This window comes from Flavobacterium soyae (assembly GCF_045348165.1).
Lineage (GTDB): Bacteria > Bacteroidota > Bacteroidia > Flavobacteriales > Flavobacteriaceae > Flavobacterium > Flavobacterium soyae.
Genome location: NZ_CP150845.1, coordinates 2,318,552 through 2,338,620, shown reverse-complemented (window position 1 = coordinate 2,338,620; position 20,069 = coordinate 2,318,552). Strand labels below are relative to the sequence as shown.

Here is a 20,069-nt window from a genome sequence, read left to right as displayed (position 1 = left end):
CTGAGCGAAGTCGAAGCGCTTTATAACACAAAAGGTCTTCGACTTTGCTCAGACTGACAAAATAGAAATAAAAAAACACATTTAGAAAATGTTTGCTTTAGTCGATTGTAACAATTTTTATGCTTCGTGTCAAAGAGTATTTGATCCACATTTAAGAGGAAAACCTATCGTTATTCTCTCTAATAATGACGGGTGTGTTATTTCACGTTCTGATGAAGCTAAGGCTCTTGGCATACCAATGGCTATTCCGGCTTTTAAGTATGAATCTGTTTTTAAAGAAAAAAACATATTTGTTTATTCTTCTAATTATCCGTTATACGGCGATATGAGCAATCGGGTCATGAACCTGCTGCAAACTTATACTCCCGAAATCGAAATTTACAGTATTGATGAAGCTTTCCTGAAATTTTCAGGTTACGATTTATTTGATCTGAATATACTGGGTTTAAAAATGCGGAAAGAAGTGACACAAGGAACAGGCATTCCTGTTAGTATAGGTTTTGCTCCTACCAAAGCTTTGGCAAAAATGGCGAATAAAATTGCCCGAAAATTTGCAGATCGTACGCAGGGTGTTTATTGTATTGACTCAGAAGAAAAAAGAATTAAAGCATTAAAGTGGGCTAAAATTGAAGATGTATGGGGAATTGGCAGAAAACACGCCAAACGGCTTAAATTAAAAAAAATCAACACAGCATATGAATTTACCCAGCTTCCGGATGCTTGGGTAAGAAAAGAACTGTCTGTAGTCGGGCTTCGGTTAAAACATGAATTAGAAGGGAAACCAACTTTGGAATTAGAAGCCGCCGCAGACCGGAAAATGATTGCCACTACAAGGTCTTTCGAAAAAAGATATACTACTTATGAAGAAATCTCAGAACGAATCAGCACGTTTACAGCTTCCTGTGCTGAAAAATTAAGACGTCAGAATTGTCATTGTAATATGGTAACGGTTTTTATCCAGACTAGTTTTTTAAAGAACGAGGAATCACACTATTCACGAAGTATTACCATCACTACTAATTTTCCAACCAATTCAACGATAGAACTCAATGAAGCCGCACAAAAAGGATTTAAAGCTATTTTTAAAAAAGGCTATCGTTATAAAAAAGCTGGTGTAATCGTAATGGGGTTAACACCAAATAGTGAAACACAGCTTAATTTATTCGAAACTTCGAATCCTAAACATCAGCCTTTAATGAGTGTGATTGATAAAATGAACCAAAGTTATGGTAATAATAAAATTAAATTCGGTGTACAGTCTTTGGGACGGCAATGGAAAATGAGGCAGAACAGATTATCTCCCAAATTTTCTACTTTGCTCAAAGATGTTATTACGGTTAAAGTTTAAATATAAGCAGCAGAAAAACAATCGGTTTTACGTTATATACAGATGAGAAATACGGAGTATGCCATAGTCGATATTGAAACCACAGGCGGAAATGCCAGTGGCAGCCGCATTACAGAAATTGCCATTATTATTCATGATGGCAAAAATGTACTTGACCGTTATGAAACACTTGTAAATCCAGAGCAGGACATCCCTCCTTCTATTTTTGGATTAACAGGTATTAATAACGAAATGGTGGCTAATGCACCTATTTTCGATGACATTTCAGAAAAAGTATTAGAAATGCTTACTGATCGTATTTTTGTTGCCCATAATGTAAACTTCGATTATTCATTCGTTCATCATCAGCTTGAAAAAGCAGGTTTTAAATGGTCGGCAAAAAAACTTTGTACCGTTCGTGCAGCCAGAAAAATCAAACCGGGTTTAGGTTCTTACAGTTTAGGAAATCTTTGCAACTCCTTAAATATAGGTTTAGAAAACAGACACCGCGCCGGCGGAGATGCAGATGCAACGGCTATATTATTTTCGCTTTTACTGGAATGGGACGATGCCGGAGAAATCGATAAAATGATCAAAAAAACAGCACAAGATCAACGTTTACCACCGAATCTTCCGCCTGATGATTTTAATAATTTACCCGAAAAACCGGGCGTATATTATTTTTATAATCAACAAAAAAAGGTGATTTATGTTGGAAAAGCCATCAACTTAAAAAAACGTGTGGCTTCTCATTTCAGCGGTAATAACATCAACCCGCAAAGGCAGCACTTTTTAAGGGACATTTATGGAATTTCTTTCGAAATCTGCGCTACTGAATTAATGGCTTTGTTATTAGAATGTACCGAAATCAAAAAACTCTGGCCAACTTATAATCGTGCCTTAAAACGTTTTGAAGCAAAATTTGGAATTTATCAATACGAAGCCCGAAACGGTTATAAATATCTGGCAATTGGAAAAGTGAGCAAATTTCAGGTTTGTATCCATGAATTTAACAGCCAGTACGATGGGATTAATTTACTACGAAGCCTGGCAGAGCAGTTTGAAATTGATCATCGCTTTTGCAAGTATACGAGACCGGAAGAAGGGGATTTATTTCAAAATAATGATACAAAAAGCTTACCTGATGTTTTACTTCACAATGAACAAGTTGATAACGCAATTGATTTTTTATTAAACAACAGGCCAACTTTTGCCATTATAGACAAAGGAAGATCAAAAGAAGAACGCAGCTGTATTTGGATCGAAAACGGTCGTTTTTATGGTATGGGATACATTCCATCAGATATTTCGATTCATGATCCCGTAGAAATAAAAAACTATGTCACAACTTATAAAAGCAATCAATATATTGAACAGCTGATTTTTGCTTTCGCAGAAAAATACCCGGGTAAAGTATTATTTAACAAACAGTTACTAAAAAAATCTATTTAGATTAAATGCTTAATAATCAGTAAATTTAATAATACAAATTAATTAAATGCACCATGAAAATAGCAACATATAATGTAAACGGAATAAACGGACGCTTACCTGTATTATTGCGCTGGCTTGATGAAACGGCTCCAGATATTGTCTGTCTGCAGGAATTAAAAGCGCCGCAGGATAATTTTCCGTTTAAAGCAATTAATGATGCAGGTTACAATGCCATTTGGCACGGACAAAAACAATGGAACGGCGTTGCGATTCTTGCCCGAAATATGGAAATTGAAGAAGTAACACGCATTCTTCCGGGAGATGATGAAGATATTCAGAGCCGTTATATCGAAGCTTTGATTAATGGAATTGTGATTGGCTGTCTTTATCTGCCAAACGGAAACCCTTTGCCGGGTCCGAAATTTGAATATAAGCTGAAATGGTTTGATCGTCTTGCTGAACATGCAGAAACATTATTGAATCTAAAAATTCCAGCAATATTGATTGGCGATTTTAATGTTATGCCGACAGAACTGGATGTTTACAAACCCGAAAAATGGGGTAACGATGCTCTTTTCAGACCTGAAATTCGAAAAGCTTTTGCAGCTATAGTTTCACAGGGATGGACAGATGCTATTCGGAAATTATATCCTGACGAGAAAATTTACACTTTTTGGGATTATTTTAGAAATGCTTATGAGCGAGACGCCGGTTTAAGAATTGATCATTTTTTACTGAGTCCGCAAATAGCCCAAGAATTACGCTCAGGCGGTATTGACCGTCATGTACGGGGCTGGGAAAAAACAAGCGATCATGCCCCTGTTTGGATTGAGATTGACAAAAAATAAATGGAAAATGACATTATTTAACGACACCGAATTATTTACCACAGGTTTGGCAGGAAAAAAAGTGTTTGACATTCCTGATTCTGAATTAATTTTGATCGATAACTTCTTCACAAAAGAAGAATCGGATCGTTTTTACGAAAGACTGCTTCGTAAGACGAAATGGAGAGAATATGAAATGGAAATTTATGACAAAACCTATACAGTTCCCAGAATGATTGCTTGGTATGAAGATAAAGATAATCCCGGAGCAGATCAAAAAGGACCCGACTGGAACTATGAATTACTGACTATTAGAGGCCGCGTAGAAAAAGAAACACAGCAGGATTTTAATACCGTTTTACTTAATTTATACAGAGATGGAAATGACGGCGTGGGCTGGCACAGCGACAAAGAACATAATACAGGACCAAATCCTATTATTGCTTCGGTCACTTTTGGAGAAACGAGAATGTTCAGGCTTCGTCATAAATACAGTAAGGAAATTCCGCAAGTCGAAATTCCGCTCCATCATGGATCTTTTTTACTCATGGCGGGAACAACAAATAGTTTTTGGCAGCATCAGATTCCTAAAACAGCACGAAATGTTTTACCAAGAATCAACCTTACTTTTAGACAAACCAAACGTAGTGTATGATTTATAAACAATTCAAAATGAGTTTTTTTACCGTTTAATAACGATGAGGAAAATTCTGTCGAAAAAAGTTAAAATACTGATTGTATGAAGGTTTTATTAGGCAGACCCTTTCTTTTTTACTAGTTTTGCAACCCTTTTTTAAAATATAATACCAAAATGGCTTATTCAAACAATGATTTAACGCGTTTCTTGGATGCGCAAAATAAACTTTATCTTACTGCCCTTGCTGAGATCAAAAAAGGAAAAAAAGAAACACACTGGATGTGGTTTATTTTTCCTCAGATTAAAGGATTGGGCACTAGTGATACTTCAAATCTTTATGCGATTGCCGATCTAAAAGAAGCTTCAGAATTTCTGGAGCATCCTATTTTAGGAAAACATCTTATTGAAATTTCTGAAATCTTATTGACTTTTAAAAGAAAATCAGCTGACGGGATTTTTGGCGATTTAGACGCTCGAAAATTGCGTTCATCGATGACTCTTTTTTCGATGGCCGAAAATACCAATCCGATATTTCAGGAAATTTTAAATGCTTTTTTCTCTGGAGAATCAGACCCGCTTACTATAGCTATTATTAATTCAACTATAAAATCATCTGCTGAAACTGTTGCTTTATAATTTACAACATTCATAGATTTTTACATATTAAGGTACTGCGTAATTGTAGTGCCTTTTTTGTTTTTCTCTGCTGCATTTTTTGTCTTCACACACGAAAACATAAAGTTTTATATTTCTAATGTATTTAGTTTTACCTTGCATAAAAAACAAATCATGACCAAAAAAATCAAAACTCTTCAGATTATTCACCTTGCAGTTTGTGCAGGAACAATTGCTGTTTATTTCTTTTTAGGCGAACTTTCAGTCGAAAAACTAAATATCCCCAATATTGATTCATCATCATTGATCTATGTTTTCATCCCTGTTTTGGCTTTTGTTTTGAGTACTTTTTTATTCAAATCACAATTAAAACAAATTGATCCTAAATTAAAAACTGAAAACAAGTTCCCCATTTATCAGACAGCTTCTATAATGAGATGGGCAATTTTAGAAGGGGCTGCTTTTTTAATATTGTTTTTAAAACCAGATTTCGTATTATTTGGACTTCTTATTATTATATATCTTATTTTCCTGAGACCAACAGAAGAAAGAGTTAACAACGATTTAAACAACCTTTAATTCTTTTATTTTACCCACGGATTTTACGGATTAAACGGGTTTACGCTGTCTCTTTTTTACTATGCGATTCAAAAATAATAACCCATTTAATCCATAAAATCCGTGGGCACATTTTCCAGACTTTTTGAAGAATTTTATTTTTGATTATAAATTTGCTGCACAAAAAAACACCTTGAGGTTATCAAGGCGCTTTTATTATTTATAAAGTTTAAACTTGAAACCTCAAACTTGAAACAAATTTTTACTCTTTTGGTTTTGTTAAGTAGTAAACCGGAATTCCTGTAAGCATAATTAATACTCCCCATCCGCAGGTTGAGAATTTTGTAATTAATAATGAAACACAAATTGCCGTTGCTGTAATAATGTATAATAATGGTAAAAATGGATATCCAAAAGCTTTATAAGGTCTTTCTGCATCTGGCATTTTTTTACGCAAAATGAAGATTCCGTAGATTGTTAGAATATAGAAAATCAAAACAATGATAATTACGAAATCTAATAAATCGCCGTATTTTCCGGTCAAACATAAAGCAGAAGCCCAGATACATTGTGCCCAAAGCGCCCAGGCAGGAACACTTGCTTCGTTTAAAACAGCCGCTTTTTTAAAGAACAAACCATCTTTTGCCATTGTATAATAAACCCTCGCACCGGCCATAATTAATCCGTTGTTGCAGGCAAAAGTCGAAATCATAATCATAATCGCGATAATCAACGTTCCAATATTTCCGAAAATATATTGTGAAGCTACAACTGCCACACGATCAGATTTTGCTGTTGCAATTTCCTCTAACGGAATTACAGCCAGATACATAATATTAGTTAGTACATAAATAATTGTTACGATAAAAGTTCCCAGGAATAAACTGAAACCTACATTACGTTTTGGATTTTTAATTTCACCGGCAATAAAAGTAACTCCGTTCCAGGCATCACTCGAAAATAATGATCCAACCATAGCGGCAGAAATTCCTGTAATTAAAGCTGTTCCGCCAATTGGCAGCCAAGAACCCGTTTCTTTGTTAAACGAACGTGTATTCCAGGCATCAGCCCAGTTGGCATCCCAAACCGAAGCTTTTGCTGCAAGCGTTAATCCAAAAACAATTAATCCAAGCAATGATAAAATTTTGATAATCGTAAGAACGGTTTGAAGAATTTTTCCGTTTTTAACACCGCGGCTATTAATATAAGTCAATAAAATAATAGTAAAAATCGATACTAACTGCGCAGCATTTAGTTTGAAAGAACCTATTTCATAAAGTATATTTTCATCACTCAAAGGTTCGTATAAATAAGCGGCAAATTTTGAGAAAGCAACTCCAACTGCTGCAATTGTTCCGGTTTGAATAACGGCAAAAAAACTCCAGCCATATAAAAAGGCAATTAATTTGTTGTAAGCTTCTTTTAAGTATACATATTGTCCTCCGGCTTTTGGAAACATCGCACTTAATTCGCCATAACTTACGGCTGCAATAATGGTAATTAATCCTGAAATCAGCCAAATTAAAGTAAGCCATCCGGCAGATCCTACTTGTCTGGCGATATCGGCACTTACAATAAATATTCCAGATCCAATCATAGAACCAACTACAAGCATGGTTCCGTCTAATAATCCTAGTTCTCTTTTAAAGTGTTCTTGGTTTTCTTCTTGCATTTTTTTGGCTTTTGGGTTGGTTAAAGATATACTTTTTTCTGAAATTTTAGATTTTCTGTTATAGATTTTAGATTATTAAAAATTTATAACATAATCAGCCTCTTGAGTATAAATTTGAATTAAGTCTGCAGATAGTAATAAAAACAATCTGAAAACTACATAATAATTAATTATTTCTAAAACAATTATTTTATCAAATCTTGTTTTATAATAGTATTCCTTTAAATTAAAATAATATTAATACTTTAGCTACTAAATACTGCTTTTTAAAATGTAAACATTTTTTACAGATTAATTTTATTTTAATATTAAATCACATTATGAGCCTTACATTAAAAACCAAAATCGACGCTATTAAAAACGTCTGTCCTACAATCGAAGATTTTCTAAAAAAGGGTTTTGATCAGGATTATGCTGAACAAATAAGTTCTGATTTTTCAATTTCAATAAAACCCAATGCTGTATTTCTAGAAAATGCAATTTTATTGGAGCAATTCAATAAAAATGTAAATTTTAAAAATTTTTCGTTTTTAGGTTTTACACTAAAAAATCATGAAGATCATAAAGATTTCGTTAGTATTGGTTTTCGTGATTCTGACTTATTAATTGTAATAAAAGAAACCAATGAAATTGCTTTATTAGATGAAGAAAATTTTGAAGTAGTAAATTATATTTCAAAAGATTTTGAGTCATTCCTTGATCTAATTTCAATTTTAGTATCTTATGATAAAATTGGCTTTTTAGGCGATAGTTACACTTCTGAAATAAAATCTGAAACACTAAATAAGGTAAGAGAAATACTGTCTGATCAAAAATATTTTTCTTTTTTTTCTGAAACAATTGTCGGAATTAAATAGAATTATGCCTTATAATCGGGGATTTAAACACAAAATCAGCAAAAAAAAAAATAAATTAAAGCATTCAAAACTTAAATAAAACTGCATCGTGGATTTGAATTTTAGAGAAAAACTTATTAATCAAATTGCACAAGATAAAATTGATTTTAAAATAGGATTACAACTGCTGCTAGATGATAATGGATATGACTTTCACAGCCTTTTTATCACTTTGAATAATTATATTATTAATTCTATTCCAAATAAAACCGATTATAATACAGAAACCTATCAAACGGCAATAAATACTATTCCGTTAAAACCAACTTATACCCCAATTGTACTTCTAAAAACTTATCCAACAAAAATTGCATTACAAAAGTTGGTTCAACTTCCTGAATCTGAAAATAAAAAAACGATAACGTCAATGCTTTGGATCTTTAAAATAACAGATACTGAAAGAAGAAATACGAAATGCAAAAATGGATGCAGTCATTTTTGCATGAACTGGAATAGTGATATTTAAAACTTAAACAAACACTATTATACAGCCTTTTTTATTAAACAAAAAAAATTTCTTCATTACAACGTTTTGTGTCAAACAAAATAATGATTAAATTCAACCTTTTAGTTTTCAATAGTCAAAAGTAAACACAAACAATTAACTATCAGAAATTTAAAACTAAAACATAAAAATTAACAAGAAAAAAACAGCTCCTTGTAAAAAGATTCATATTTTTTATTAAATTTGGTTAAAGACTCAATAAGTCTTAAAATTTAAGTATTTTCATTAACAATTGTTCATTTTCTACCTTTAAAATAGTCCGCCTCAAAACTATTCTAAAAGAGAAAATTATGCAAGCTTGATTTAGACCGGATATTAATATTAACCTACTAATATGGAAATCATGTACAAGATTCGATCTTTAAAAAGCTTTCGCTTACCAAATGTTTTTATTTTAATTTTGATCGTTTTTATTTCCTGTGCATTGTTAATCTGCATCAACTTTTTTACGATCAAAATATTATCTGCAAACAGAGCATATGTAAACGGCGAATCTCATTACTCCAAAGGACAAAAAGATGCTTCGCTTCATCTCATTACCTATCTATACAACAAAGACCCAAATCAGTTTAAACTATATACAGAAGAACTAAAAGTTCCTCAAGGTGACGGAATTGCCAGAAAAACACTTTTAAAAGCCGGCGATAATAAAGTCGCAAGGCAGGGTTTTACAATTGGTCGAAATCATAAGGATGATTTAGATGACCTTGTTTGGTTATTTGTGAATTTTAAAAAAGTTCCATTTTTAGCAAAGGCTATTCATGAATGGGAAGAAGGAGATGCTTTAATAGAAAAACTTTTTATCATTGGAACTCAGGTTAATGCCAAAATACAGCATAACACATTAACTGCTGCTGATCAAATAAGTTTTCTTCATCAAATAAACAATATTAGCAATAAGCTGACTATTAACGAACGAAATTTTTCGAATACGCTGGGAGAAGGAACCCGTAAAATCAAAAACCTACTTATCATTACTAATATTATTTTCACTTTAATTATTATTTTAAGTGTTTGTTCTTATTATTCAATAATGGTAAAACGTTTAATTGTTTCAAAAAAAGAAATTGAAATTAAAAATGAAAATCTAATTTTAGCAAATAATGAGTTAGACCGTTTTGTATACAGCGCCTCACATGATTTAAGATCGCCCATAACTTCTTTAAAAGGCTTAATAGAAATTACACAATTAGAGGATGATGTTGATCAAATAAAAGATTATCTGCGTTTAATGCATCAGAGCCTTGCTAAGCAGGATCAATTTATCAGCGATATTATTGACTATTCTAAGAATAAAAGAAAGCAAATTATTATGGAACCTGTAAGTCTGCAGGAGATATTTAATGAAGCTATTTCGCAATTGATGCATATTGAAAATGCCAGTAAAATAACCTTTAAACAGGAACTATTAGTTGACCAGATTGAAAGTGATGGTCTTCGTTTAAAAATCATTATCAGCAATTTACTTTCTAACGCTATTAAATATGCTGATAACACTAAACAGGAGATGTTTATTTCTATCAAAACTTATATCCATGAAGGTTTTAATAAAATTGAAGTCGCTGATAATGGAATTGGAATTAACGACGATTGTAAGGATTATATTTTTGAAATGTATTTTGGGACAAACAAAAACAAAGGTTCAGGATTAGGTCTGTATATCGTTAAAGAAGCAGTAGAAAATATTAAAGGAAATATTTCGGTATTTTCTGAAAGCAATATTGGGAGTAAATTCATTGTAACAATACCTACTTCTTATGGAGCTTAAACCATCATTTTTATTAATTGATGATAATTTAATTGATCAGCTTGTTACCAGAAAACTGCTGAAAAAAGTTCTGGATATAGATCAGGTTTTTGTGACCAATAACGGACTTGAAGGTTTGCAGTGGATTATTAAAAATAAAAGAATCTGCCGCTCTTTAATTATTTTATTAGATATTCAGATGCCGATAATGAATGGCTTTGAATTTCTGGATATATTCGAAACATTAAATGAAGAAATTAAAAACGAGATTCAGATTTTCGTAATGTCTTCAACTCTAGATCAGGAAGAGATTGAGCGTATAAAAAAGAATATATATGTAAAGGATTTTTTAAATAAACCTTTTCCGATCGAAGAATTAAAAAAACAACTTACCAGTAATTTTTTATTCTAGAACTCGGTTTATTTGTGAAAAAGCTCTTTGGTAATATGCTTCTTTAGTTGAAGAAATCATAACACCTCCATGGGTCGAGGAATGAACAAATTTAATTTCGCCGTCAGTATTTTCAACTACCATTCCTACGTGATTAATTTGACGCCTTCCGTTAGTTTTAAAGAAAATCAAATCTCCTTTTTGCGCTTCTGTAGCAGCTACTTTTGTCCCAATGCGAGATTGCTCAATAGAACTTCTTGGCAGTTTTATATCAAAATTCCCGAAGGTACAGAACATTAAACCAGAACAATCAAAACCAGCTTTTGTAGTTCCGCCAGAACGATAACGGGTACCTATATTTTCTGTTGCGGTTAGAATTAACCGATCAATTAAATCAGAGTGATTACCATTGTAAACAAAAGTGGAATCTTTTTTAATCACTGAATTGTCTGCAATTTGAGCTGCAGGAGCCAGATTTTCATTTAATTGAGGTTCAGGAGAACTTACAGAGCCGGCAGCATCTGCTTTTTCTTTGGTTGTCCTTATTTTTAAAACGTACCCAACCGGAAGTTTCCCTTTTATAAACGGATTTTGACGTTCTAATTCCTTTATCGTTATTCCATATTTCCTGGCTATTGCATATTTTGTCTCTTTTGGCTGTACTTCAACAACAATTTCAACATTTGCTGCAGGATCAATTTCTGTTTTTCCTCCGTCAGCTTTAATTGTACTTTCTGAAGTTGCCGCAGATGTACTATCATCTTGTTTCAAATCAGTTCCTGGGACATTATTTTTAATAATATTTTTTTCAGCAACCGGAGTTTGAGCAGCAATAGAAGTATCTTTTATATCCTGATTTACTGCTGAAGTACGGATTTTCAGCATGTAACCCACAGCTAATTTCCTTTTAATAAAAGGATTTTGACGCTCTAATTCTGCAACAGTTATTCCGTATTTCCTGGCTATTGAAAATTTTGTTTCCTTGGGCTTTACTTCAACAATAATTTCAGTATATGCAGAAGGAATTGTTTCTTGTTTTTCCGGTTCTGGATTTTTTACTGTATTTTCAGAAACTGCCAAATTACTATTTGTTGGAATTATAATTTTCCGGCCAATTTTCAATCCTTCCGTTTCTAATGTGGGATTTGCTTTTTTTAAATCTTCAACAGAAACATTATATTTTTTTGATATTCCCCAAAGCGTTTCTTTTTGTAAAATTTCATGCGAACCAGAAGTATTGTCTGCAATTGATTGGGTAGTGTTTTGTGAAGTCTTTGTGCTTTTATTCGGAATTAATAAAATCGAATTGAGTTTTAAAACTTTAGGTGCGTCAGGATTTGCCTCTTTAATATCTTTAACTTTTAATCCATATTTTTTAGCAATTACAGTAAGATTTTCTCCTTTTGAGATTTTATGTTTGATAAATTTTTCCTGAGAAAAAACTCCAACACTAAAAAAAAACAATACTATAATCAATCTAAAAACCATGTTTACCTATTAAAGTTTATTAACCCTTTTTAAGTTTAGACAATATTTTAAACTCAAAAGAGCGCTAATATATTACCTAAAAAGGCGAATTTAACTCTTTAAACTAAAAAACAAACCTTTTTTAACAACTAATTTACTTCAAATTAACAAGCTCGGCATAAAAATTGAGCCAACTTTTTGAACCGCAGTTTTTTAAGAATAATCATAAAATTCATAAAAACTAAAAATAACTTAGCCTTAAAACTTGTAAGAAAAATACTTTTTATTTTTCTTTTATTTCAGATATTTTCAATTGCGCAAGAGTTAAAAGGAATTGTTGTTTCTGCCAATAATCAACCTGTTCAAGATGTAAATATTTTTTATTTATCTAAAAATATAACCGCTTTAACTAATAATAAAGGGCAGTTTAGTTTAAAATCCGAAATTAATTTCCATGAAAATGACACCCTACAATTCTCTCACATTAGTTACAAGACAACAAAAATCACCGTAAATGAACTTAAAAAAGTAAATTTCAAAGTTATTTTAAAACAAAAGACAGAAGATTTATCTGAATTAACAATTAAAGCTAATCATGAGTTAAGCTAAAATCAAAATTAAGTTATGAGTTATTAGCTCCACTCAAAAACCCTATTTTCTCTTTTGGGTCATTTCTAAAGATGGCAAAATTTATATAATTGGAGGAAATAACGGAAAGCTTTTATCTGAAATTGAGACTTTTGATTTAATTACCGAAAAATGGCAGACAGAAGGCCGTCTTTTTTCGGTTTTGGAAAGACCTGCCATTACTTATCATGATAATATCATCTGTTTTTTTGAAGATCAAAAAATGTATGCATATGATATAAAATTAAAAATCTTAAAAGAATATTTAGTTGATCTTCCTTTAAAATTTGGTGCGATGCATTTCTACAATAATAAATTGTACATTATTGGCGGTTATACTTATAATGATTATTCTAAGATGCCATCTGATAAAACCTATAGCATTTCCATTGAGGAATTTGAAAATACAATACCAAATCGTATTAAAACTTTATCTCCAGAATCAGATTTGGTTAAAACTAATTAACAAACTTACTGCCTTTAATAACATAGAGCAAATTTTGCTTTCATAAGGTATTACTAGAAAAAATAAAGCTTACGGTTGCTATCAAAAAATCAATCACTAAATTTGAACTAAAACCTAACGATTTAGATTTGGATGATGTTTTATCATCTGCAGCCTGATGAAACGCTAGCCTGAATTTTACACAAATCTGTATAAACAATGAACAATCTTTTAAAATATATCCGTACGCTGACAAATTTTTCTGATGAAAGCTGGGAATTGCTGCAGCCTGCATTGGAGAAACGAGCATTTAGGAAAAATGAATTTCTACTAAAACAAGGACAAGTTTGTAATTCATTATTTTATATTGACAATGGGTATTGCAAAAGCTATTACGAAATAAATGGTATTGTTAAGAACACAGGATTTTTCTTTGAAAATGAAATTGCGACAAATATCAGCAGTTTTGGCAGCGGACAGAAAACCGAATTTAACATTGCAGCCTGCGAACCATTAACTGCCATAATTTTTGACAAGGATAGATTATTTCAAGCAGCAAAACAAGCAATAGAAATAGAAACTTTGGGGCGTAATTGTATTCGCCTATTTGCCTCTAAACAAGAAGAATTCTCTGTTTTGTTCAAACTTTATTCAGCACAAGAACGGTTGCAATATTTAGAAACCATGCACCCTGAAATCTTGCAAAGAGTTCCACTTTCACAATTGGCCTCATTTCTTGGAGTTTCAAGAGAAACATTACGTCGAATTAGAAAGCGCAGAACCCTGTCGTAATTATGTGACGTTTGTCACAGGTCTATTCAAATTTCATTTTTCATTTTTGTTAAAAATTAATTACATTATGAAAAAGCTGAAAAAGATTGATGAACAAACCAATGTTTTAACTTGGTTTGAAATTCCTGTAATAGACACAGAAAGAGCTAAAAAATTTTATGAAACCATATTAGACATTGAAATGACTACTCGTCTATTTCCTGAAACTAATGAAGAACTGACATTTTTTCCTTATGACCCAAAAATTATTCAGGCGACATCAGGACGAATAACAGGCGTTTTAACAAAATCAGATACTAATCATCCCTCTGACAAAGGATCATTAGTATACATAAATGCTTATCCTGAAATTCAAATAGTTCTTGACAAAGTAGAACAGAACGGAGGAAAAATCATTGTACCAAAAACACAAATTCCAGCTGGGTTTATTGCCATAATCATTGATTCTGAAGGGAATAAAACAGGACTTCATGCAGAACGGTAAATGGAGGATAAAAATTCATTTACGATATTACCGGTATAAGTTTTCAAATATGGCGGCTGCCAAAGTAGTAAAATGGAATCCCGATTGATGATAAAATATTTTTAATTGGAGGAAATAATGGAAAACCTTTAATAATACAAATAAAACGCCCTGTTTTCACAGAGCGTTTTTGGTATGTAATAAATTTTAAGATTAAGCTTTTCCAGCTGCAATTAAGTTTAATGCAGAACCCGCAACAAACCATCCAATTTGTCCTTCGTTATAGGTATGGTTTGCCAAGATAATATCTTTTGTACCATCTGCGTGAACGAACTCTAATGTTAATGGTTTTCCCGGAGCAAACTCAGTTAAATCAGTAAAGTTAATAGTATCATCTTCCTGAATTTTATCATAATCTGCTTCATTTGCGAAAGTCAATCCTAAAAGCCCTTGTTTTTTAAGGTTTGTTTCGTGAATACGGGCAAAAGATTTTACCAATACTGCTTTAACTCCTAAGAAACGAGGCTCCATTGCAGCATGCTCACGAGATGAACCTTCACCATAGTTATGGTCTCCCACAACGATAGATGGAACTCCAGCTGCTTTGTATGCACGTGCAACAGCAGGAACGGCATCGTATTCTCCTGTTAATTGATTTTTTACCGATTTTGTTTTTTGGTTGTAAGCATTTACAGCTCCAATTAACATATTGTTAGAAATATTATCTAAATGTCCGCGAAAACGTAACCATGGCCCGGCCATAGAAATGTGGTCAGTAGTACATTTTCCGAAGGCTTTGATTAACAATTTAGCACCTGTGATGTTTTTACCATCCCAGGCATCAAACGGAGCCAATAATTGCAAACGTTCTGATGCAGGATTTACTACAACCTGAACGCCTGAACCATCTGCAGCCGGAGCCTGAAATCCTGGATCTTCGGCATAGAAACCTTTAGAAGGCAGCTCGTCTCCTGTTGGAGCGTCAAGCATTACTTCTTCACCGTCTTCGTTAATTAATTTATCTGTTAATGGGTTGAAGCCTAAATCTCCGGCAATAGCCATTGCAGTTACTAATTCTGGAGAACCTACAAAAGCCAATGTATTAGGGTTACCGTCTGCACGTTTTGAGAAGTTACGGTTAAAAGAGTGAACGATAGTATTTCTTTCTTCTTTTTCTGCTCCTTCTCTATCCCACATACCAATACATGGTCCGCAGGCGTTAGCAAAAACAGTTGCTCCAATTTTATGGAATGTATCAATAAACCCGTCTCTTTCGATTGTAGAACGAACTACTTCAGAACCCGGAGTAATGGTAAACTCAGCTTTTGTTTTTAAATTTTTATCTGCAACTTGTCTTGCCAATGAAGCTGCACGGGAAATATCTTCATAAGAAGAGTTTGTACAAGAACCTATTAAACCAACCTGAATTTGTAACGGCCAGTTATTTTTGACTGCTTCTTCTTTCATTTTAGAAATTGGAGTAGCTAAATCTGGAGTAAAAGGACCGTTTAAGTGTGGTTCTAATTGAGATAAATTGATTTCGATAACCTGATCAAAATATTTTTCCGGGTTTGCATAAACCTCTGGATCTCCGGTTAAATATGGAGCGATTTTATCAGCAGCATCAGCAACATCTGCTCTGTTTGTAGAACGCAGATAACGCCCCATTGAAGCATCATAGCCAAAAGTCGAAGTTGTAGCTCCGATTTCTGCTCCCATGTTACAAATAGTGCCTTTACCAGTACATGACATAGAAGTTGCACCTTCTCCAAAATATTCAACGATTGCACCAGTTCCTCCTTTTACAGTAAGGATACCGGCAACTTTAAGAATTACATCTTTTGGAGCTGTCCATCCTGATAATTTACCAGTTAATTTAACTCCAATTAGTTTAGGAAATTTAAGTTCCCAAGCCATACCCGACATAACGTCTACAGCATCGGCTCCACCAACACCAATGGCTACCATTCCTAAACCACCTGCATTTACAGTGTGAGAGTCGGTTCCAATCATCATTCCTCCAGGGAAAGCGTAGTTTTCAAGTACTACCTGGTGAATAATTCCGGCTCCCGGTTTCCAGAAACCAATTCCGTATTTATTAGAAACCGACGATAAGAAATCGAAAACTTCGTTACTTTGTGTTTTTGCTCTCGCCAAATCGGTTGCAGCGTCTACTTTTGCCTGAATCAAGTGATCGCAGTGAACCGTTGTAGGCACTGCTACTTTAGATTTTCCAGCGTGCATAAATTGTAATAATGCCATTTGAGCAGTTGCATCCTGACATGCTACACGATCTGGCGCAAAATCAACATAATCTACTCCTCTTCCAAATGCCTTCACTGGATTTCCATCCCAAAGGTGGTTATACAAAATTTTCTCCGTTAAAGTAAGTGGACGACCAACAATCTCGCGTGCTTTATCAACACGATCCGGCATGTTCTCATACACTTTTTTTATCATTTCAATATCAAAAGCCATAAGTTATAATTGTTTTTGTTTTTTTTATTTAGAACATGACAAGTTACAAAAAATAGAAGAGTCAGAAAAGAAAAAGCCCGAGTTTATCACCCAGGCTTTTGAAATATTAATAATCGTAAGATTACATTACTAACGATTTATTAGAAGGCGCAAACTTAGTTAAGTTGATACCGTCTACAGCCGTTGTATATTCAGCTAATGTTGGGGTTCTGCCTAAAATTGTAGATAAAACTACAACTGGCGTAGAAGAAAGCAATGATTCTCCTTTTTTACCTTCAGAATCTTCTACAACTCTTCCTTGGAAAAGACGTGTTGAAGTTGCCATTACTGTATCACCTTTTGCTGCTTTTTCCTGGTTACCCATACAAAGGTTACATCCGGGACGCTCTAAGTATAACATATTTTCATATTCAGTACGCGCAGCACCTTTTGGAGCATTATCATCAAATTCGAAACCTGAATATTTTTGTAAAACTTCCCAGTCACCTTCAGCTTTAAGCTCATCTACAATATTATATGTAGGCGGAGCAACAACTAGCGGAGCATTAAATTCAACTTTTCCATTTTGTGCTTCTACGTTTTTCAACATTTGAGCAAGGATTTTCATATCTCCTTTGTGAACCATACAAGATCCAATAAATCCAAGATCTACTTTTTTCACACCTCCGTAGAAAGAAAGCGGTCTGATTGTATCGTGAGTATATCTTTTAGAAACATCAACATTATTTACATCTGGGTCAGCAATCATTGGCTCTGAAATTTGATCCAAATCAACTACAACTTCAGCATAATATTTAGCGTTTGCATCTGGAGTTAAAGCTGGTTTCTCTGCTGATTTAATCTCTGCAATTCTCTTATCTGCTTTATTGATTAATCCTTGAAGAACACGTTTCTCATTATCCATTCCTTTATCGATCATGATCTGGATTCTGCCTTTTGCAATTTCCAATGATTCAATTAAAGTATCATCTTCAGAAATACAGATAGACGCTTTTGCTTTCATCTCTGCAGTCCAATCTGTAAATGTAAAGGCTTGGTCAGCAGTAAGTGTTCCAATGTGAACCTCAATAATTCTACCTTGGAAAACATTCTCTCCACCAAATTGGTGAAGCATCTGCGCTTGTGTAGCATGAACCACATCACGGAAATCCATATAACCTTTCATATCTCCTTTGAAAGTTACTTTTACAGATTCAGGAATTGGCATTGAAGCTTCTCCAGTAGCAAGTGCAAGAGCAACAGTTCCTGAGTCAGCACCAAAAGCAACACCTTTTGACATTCTTGTATGAGAGTCACCACCAATAATGATAGCCCACTCGTCGATAGTAATATCGTTAAGCACTTTATGGATTACGTCTGTCATTGAATGATAAACACCTTTTGGGTCACGAGCTGTAATCAAACCAAAATCGTTCATGAATTTCATCAATTTCGGAATGTTTGCCTGCGCTTTTTTATCCCAAACCGAAGCAGTGTGACAACCTGATTGGTATGCACCGTCAACGATTGGTGAAATCACTGTAGCTGCCATAGATTCTAATTCCTGAGCCGTCATAAGACCTGTAGTATCTTGCGAACCTACGATATTAACTTCTACACGAACATCTGAACCAGCGTGTAATACTTTACCCGCAGGCACACCAACAGCGTTTCTGTTAAAGATTTTTTCTACAGCTGTAAGACCTTGTCCTTCAATAGAAATTTCTTTTGATGGTGCAAATACAAGAGGAGCATCAACACCTAGAACTTTTGCCGCTAATGTTTGAAGTTTTTTACCAAATACAATTGCGTATGAACCACCGGCTTTAATGAATTCCATTTTTTGAGGCGTAAACGCCTTAGAAATATCAATTAATTCCTGATCGCCGTTATAAAGTTTTTTTTCTTTAATATTGATTGTTAAAACTGTACCCGTTTCAACAGAATAGGTTTGCTCTAAAATTGGTTCGTCGTTTTCGTTACGTACAACATTACCATTTGCATCAACCTTTTTAACCCAGTTTTTAAGGTCTAAACCAATACCACCAGTAACATCTACAGTTGTTAGGAAAATTGGAGAAATACCATTTGTTCCACCAACAATTGGAGCGATATTAACAAATGGAATATATGGGCTTGCTTGTTTTCCTGTCCAAAGTGCCACGTTGTTTACTCCTGACATCCTTGAAGATCCTACTCCCATAGTTCCTTTTTCAGCGATCAACATTACACTTTTATCAGGATGTTGTGCTTGTAAGGCTTTAATTTCTTGCTGTGCCTGAGGCGTAATCATACATTGGCCATGAAGCTCACGATCTGAACGTGAGTGAGCCTGATTACCCGGAGAAAGTAAATCTGTTGAGATATCACCTTCACCAGCAATAAAAGTAACTACTTTAATTTCGTCAGCCACTTCTGGCAGTTTTGTAAAAAACTCAGCCTGAGCATAACTTTCAAGAATTTCTTTAGCAACTGCGTTATTATTTTTAAATGCCTCTACTAAACGGTCTGTATCAGCTTCATAAAGAAAAACCTGTGTTTTAAGAACTTTTGCTGCATCTTTTGCAATTGCAGTGTCATTCCCTAAAGCTAAATCAAGCAAAACTTCGATAGAAGGTCCGCCTTTCATGTGTGATAATAATTCAAAAGCAAAAGCCGGTGTAATTTCTTTTACTACAGTCTGCCCAAGAATAATCTCTTTTAAAAACTTGGCTTTTTCACCAGCAGCACTTGTTGTTCCTGGTAAAGTATTGTAAATAAAAAACTTAAGAGAATCTTCTCTATACTCGTTATCTAAATCTTTAATTTGTGCAATAATTTCGCTTAATAATTCAGCACTATCGATTGGTTTTGGGTGAAGTCCCTGATTTTTACGTTCTTCAATCTCTTGGATATAATCCTTATAAATATTCATAATTAAGGCAGATTTATTTTTTTGAGGCAAATTTAAGCATTAAAGCCGATAATTAAAAATAATATAATAGAAGTCGCCTTTTCAAAAATTATTATTGTTAAAAAACGATTTTCACTGCTTGTTTTTGTCAAAATATCAATTTTGTATTAAAAAAATGAATTATTGATATTTTAAAATCTTTTCTTTAACAAAGTCGAAATTAGATGTTATAAAGTAAGTGGGATTTTACCTCTATTTTCACAAAGAATAGTTCTAAATAAACAATTATAACGTTATAGTTACAATTTTAAGGGTC

18 protein-coding genes and 1 pseudogene are annotated in these 20,069 nt (G+C 33.4%); 15 read left to right on the top strand and 4 right to left on the bottom strand.

The window, feature by feature from the left end:
• The first annotated feature begins 88 nt into the window (after positions 1–88).
• The 6 genes from AABD74_RS10115 (at position 89) to AABD74_RS10090 (ending at position 5,419) form a co-directional block, all read left to right on the top strand.
• Positions 89–1,348, top strand: a complete 1,260-nt coding sequence (locus tag AABD74_RS10115) for a Y-family DNA polymerase (RefSeq protein ID WP_406845434.1) — start codon at positions 89–91, stop codon at positions 1,346–1,348.
• A gap of 42 nt (positions 1,349–1,390) precedes the next feature.
• Positions 1,391–2,779 carry an exonuclease domain-containing protein gene (locus AABD74_RS10110; protein WP_406845433.1) on the top strand — a complete coding sequence of 463 codons (1,389 nt, stop codon included), beginning with the start codon at positions 1,391–1,393 and terminating at the stop codon, positions 2,777–2,779.
• A 53-nt stretch (positions 2,780–2,832) separates the two neighbouring features.
• Positions 2,833–3,609, top strand: coding sequence for an exodeoxyribonuclease III (xth, locus tag AABD74_RS10105; RefSeq protein ID WP_406845432.1), 777 nt, complete (start codon positions 2,833–2,835; stop codon positions 3,607–3,609).
• Positions 3,610–3,616: 7 nt separating this feature from the next.
• Positions 3,617–4,243 carry an alpha-ketoglutarate-dependent dioxygenase AlkB gene (locus AABD74_RS10100; protein WP_232683046.1) on the top strand — a complete coding sequence of 209 codons (627 nt, stop codon included), beginning with the start codon at positions 3,617–3,619 and terminating at the stop codon, positions 4,241–4,243.
• 156 nt (positions 4,244–4,399) lie between these two features.
• Positions 4,400–4,861 (top strand): DUF1810 domain-containing protein, encoded by a 462-nt coding sequence (locus tag AABD74_RS10095; protein WP_232683045.1) that lies wholly within the window; start codon positions 4,400–4,402, stop codon positions 4,859–4,861.
• A 153-nt stretch (positions 4,862–5,014) separates the two neighbouring features.
• Entirely contained in the window at positions 5,015–5,419 is a 405-nt protein-coding gene (locus tag AABD74_RS10090; protein ID WP_406845431.1) for an MFS transporter, read from the top strand.
• Between the two features lie 241 nt (positions 5,420–5,660).
• Here the strand turns inward: AABD74_RS10090 and AABD74_RS10085 are convergent, their stop codons facing one another.
• On the bottom strand, positions 5,661–7,070 hold the full coding sequence (locus AABD74_RS10085) for an APC family permease (protein ID WP_406845430.1): 1,410 nt from the start codon (positions 7,068–7,070) through the stop codon (positions 5,661–5,663).
• A 320-nt stretch (positions 7,071–7,390) separates the two neighbouring features.
• On the opposite strand from AABD74_RS10085, the gene AABD74_RS10080 reads away from it, so the two are divergent.
• From AABD74_RS10080 to AABD74_RS10065, 4 genes are all read left to right on the top strand, one after another.
• On the top strand, positions 7,391–7,927 hold the full coding sequence (locus AABD74_RS10080) for a hypothetical protein (RefSeq protein WP_232683041.1): 537 nt from the start codon (positions 7,391–7,393) through the stop codon (positions 7,925–7,927).
• Positions 7,928–8,015: 88 nt separating this feature from the next.
• Positions 8,016–8,432 (top strand): DUF5958 family protein, encoded by a 417-nt coding sequence (locus tag AABD74_RS10075; protein ID WP_406845429.1) that lies wholly within the window; start codon positions 8,016–8,018, stop codon positions 8,430–8,432.
• Between the two features lie 382 nt (positions 8,433–8,814).
• Entirely contained in the window at positions 8,815–10,239 is a 1,425-nt protein-coding gene (locus AABD74_RS10070) for a sensor histidine kinase (protein ID WP_406845428.1), read from the top strand.
• Positions 10,229–10,630: a response regulator gene (locus AABD74_RS10065; protein WP_232683039.1), complete on the top strand. Its 402-nt coding sequence runs from the start codon at positions 10,229–10,231 to the stop codon at positions 10,628–10,630. The genes AABD74_RS10070 and AABD74_RS10065 overlap by 11 nt, the downstream gene beginning before the upstream one ends.
• On the opposite strand, the gene AABD74_RS10060 is transcribed toward AABD74_RS10065, so the two are convergent.
• Entirely contained in the window at positions 10,622–12,097 is a 1,476-nt protein-coding gene (locus tag AABD74_RS10060) for a LysM peptidoglycan-binding domain-containing protein (protein ID WP_406845427.1), read from the bottom strand. The two genes, AABD74_RS10065 and AABD74_RS10060, sit on opposite strands and share 9 nt — an antisense overlap.
• Before the next feature lie 177 nt (positions 12,098–12,274).
• On the opposite strand from AABD74_RS10060, the gene AABD74_RS10055 reads away from it, so the two are divergent.
• The 5 genes and pseudogenes from AABD74_RS10055 (at position 12,275) to AABD74_RS10035 (ending at position 14,424) form a co-directional block, all read left to right on the top strand.
• On the top strand, positions 12,275–12,685 hold the full coding sequence (locus tag AABD74_RS10055) for a carboxypeptidase-like regulatory domain-containing protein (RefSeq protein ID WP_406845426.1): 411 nt from the start codon (positions 12,275–12,277) through the stop codon (positions 12,683–12,685).
• Positions 12,686–12,707: 22 nt separating this feature from the next.
• Positions 12,708–12,842 (top strand): annotated as a pseudogene (locus AABD74_RS10050) (Kelch repeat-containing protein); the annotation flags it as partial.
• A gap of 84 nt (positions 12,843–12,926) precedes the next feature.
• Positions 12,927–13,169 (top strand): hypothetical protein, encoded by a 243-nt coding sequence (locus AABD74_RS10045; RefSeq protein WP_232683036.1) that lies wholly within the window; start codon positions 12,927–12,929, stop codon positions 13,167–13,169.
• A gap of 198 nt (positions 13,170–13,367) precedes the next feature.
• Positions 13,368–13,940 (top strand): Crp/Fnr family transcriptional regulator, encoded by a 573-nt coding sequence (locus tag AABD74_RS10040; protein ID WP_406845425.1) that lies wholly within the window; start codon positions 13,368–13,370, stop codon positions 13,938–13,940.
• 67 nt (positions 13,941–14,007) lie between these two features.
• Positions 14,008–14,424, top strand: coding sequence for a VOC family protein (locus AABD74_RS10035; RefSeq protein WP_232683034.1), 417 nt, complete (start codon positions 14,008–14,010; stop codon positions 14,422–14,424).
• A 192-nt stretch (positions 14,425–14,616) separates the two neighbouring features.
• Here the strand turns inward: AABD74_RS10035 and AABD74_RS10030 are convergent, their stop codons facing one another.
• Positions 14,617–16,881 carry an aconitate hydratase gene (locus AABD74_RS10030; RefSeq protein WP_406845424.1) on the bottom strand — a complete coding sequence of 755 codons (2,265 nt, stop codon included), beginning with the start codon at positions 16,879–16,881 and terminating at the stop codon, positions 14,617–14,619.
• Positions 16,882–17,002: 121 nt separating this feature from the next.
• Entirely contained in the window at positions 17,003–19,774 is a 2,772-nt protein-coding gene (locus tag AABD74_RS10025) for a bifunctional aconitate hydratase 2/2-methylisocitrate dehydratase (protein WP_406845423.1), read from the bottom strand.
• Positions 19,775–20,069 lie beyond the last annotated feature (295 nt).

Excerpts from the sequence above, each read along its gene's own strand:
- AABD74_RS10115 (WP_406845434.1), top strand. The coding sequence starts at position 89 with ATGTTTGCTTTAGTCGATTGTAACAATTTTTATGCTTCGTGTCAAAGA.
- AABD74_RS10110 (WP_406845433.1), top strand. The coding sequence starts at position 1,391 with ATGAGAAATACGGAGTATGCCATAGTCGATATTGAAACCACAGGCGGA.
- xth (WP_406845432.1), top strand. The coding sequence starts at position 2,833 with ATGAAAATAGCAACATATAATGTAAACGGAATAAACGGACGCTTACCT.
- AABD74_RS10100 (WP_232683046.1), top strand. The coding sequence starts at position 3,617 with ATGACATTATTTAACGACACCGAATTATTTACCACAGGTTTGGCAGGA.
- AABD74_RS10095 (WP_232683045.1), top strand. The coding sequence starts at position 4,400 with ATGGCTTATTCAAACAATGATTTAACGCGTTTCTTGGATGCGCAAAAT.
- AABD74_RS10090 (WP_406845431.1), top strand. The coding sequence starts at position 5,015 with ATGACCAAAAAAATCAAAACTCTTCAGATTATTCACCTTGCAGTTTGT.
- AABD74_RS10085 (WP_406845430.1), bottom strand. The coding sequence starts at position 7,070 with ATGCAAGAAGAAAACCAAGAACACTTTAAAAGAGAACTAGGATTATTA.
- AABD74_RS10080 (WP_232683041.1), top strand. The coding sequence starts at position 7,391 with ATGAGCCTTACATTAAAAACCAAAATCGACGCTATTAAAAACGTCTGT.
- AABD74_RS10070 (WP_406845428.1), top strand. The coding sequence starts at position 8,815 with ATGTACAAGATTCGATCTTTAAAAAGCTTTCGCTTACCAAATGTTTTT.
- AABD74_RS10065 (WP_232683039.1), top strand. The coding sequence starts at position 10,229 with ATGGAGCTTAAACCATCATTTTTATTAATTGATGATAATTTAATTGAT.
- AABD74_RS10060 (WP_406845427.1), bottom strand. The coding sequence starts at position 12,097 with ATGGTTTTTAGATTGATTATAGTATTGTTTTTTTTTAGTGTTGGAGTT.
- AABD74_RS10045 (WP_232683036.1), top strand. The coding sequence starts at position 12,927 with ATGTATGCATATGATATAAAATTAAAAATCTTAAAAGAATATTTAGTT.
- AABD74_RS10040 (WP_406845425.1), top strand. The coding sequence starts at position 13,368 with ATGAACAATCTTTTAAAATATATCCGTACGCTGACAAATTTTTCTGAT.
- AABD74_RS10035 (WP_232683034.1), top strand. The coding sequence starts at position 14,008 with ATGAAAAAGCTGAAAAAGATTGATGAACAAACCAATGTTTTAACTTGG.
- AABD74_RS10030 (WP_406845424.1), bottom strand. The coding sequence starts at position 16,881 with ATGGCTTTTGATATTGAAATGATAAAAAAAGTGTATGAGAACATGCCG.
- AABD74_RS10025 (WP_406845423.1), bottom strand. The coding sequence starts at position 19,774 with ATGAATATTTATAAGGATTATATCCAAGAGATTGAAGAACGTAAAAAT.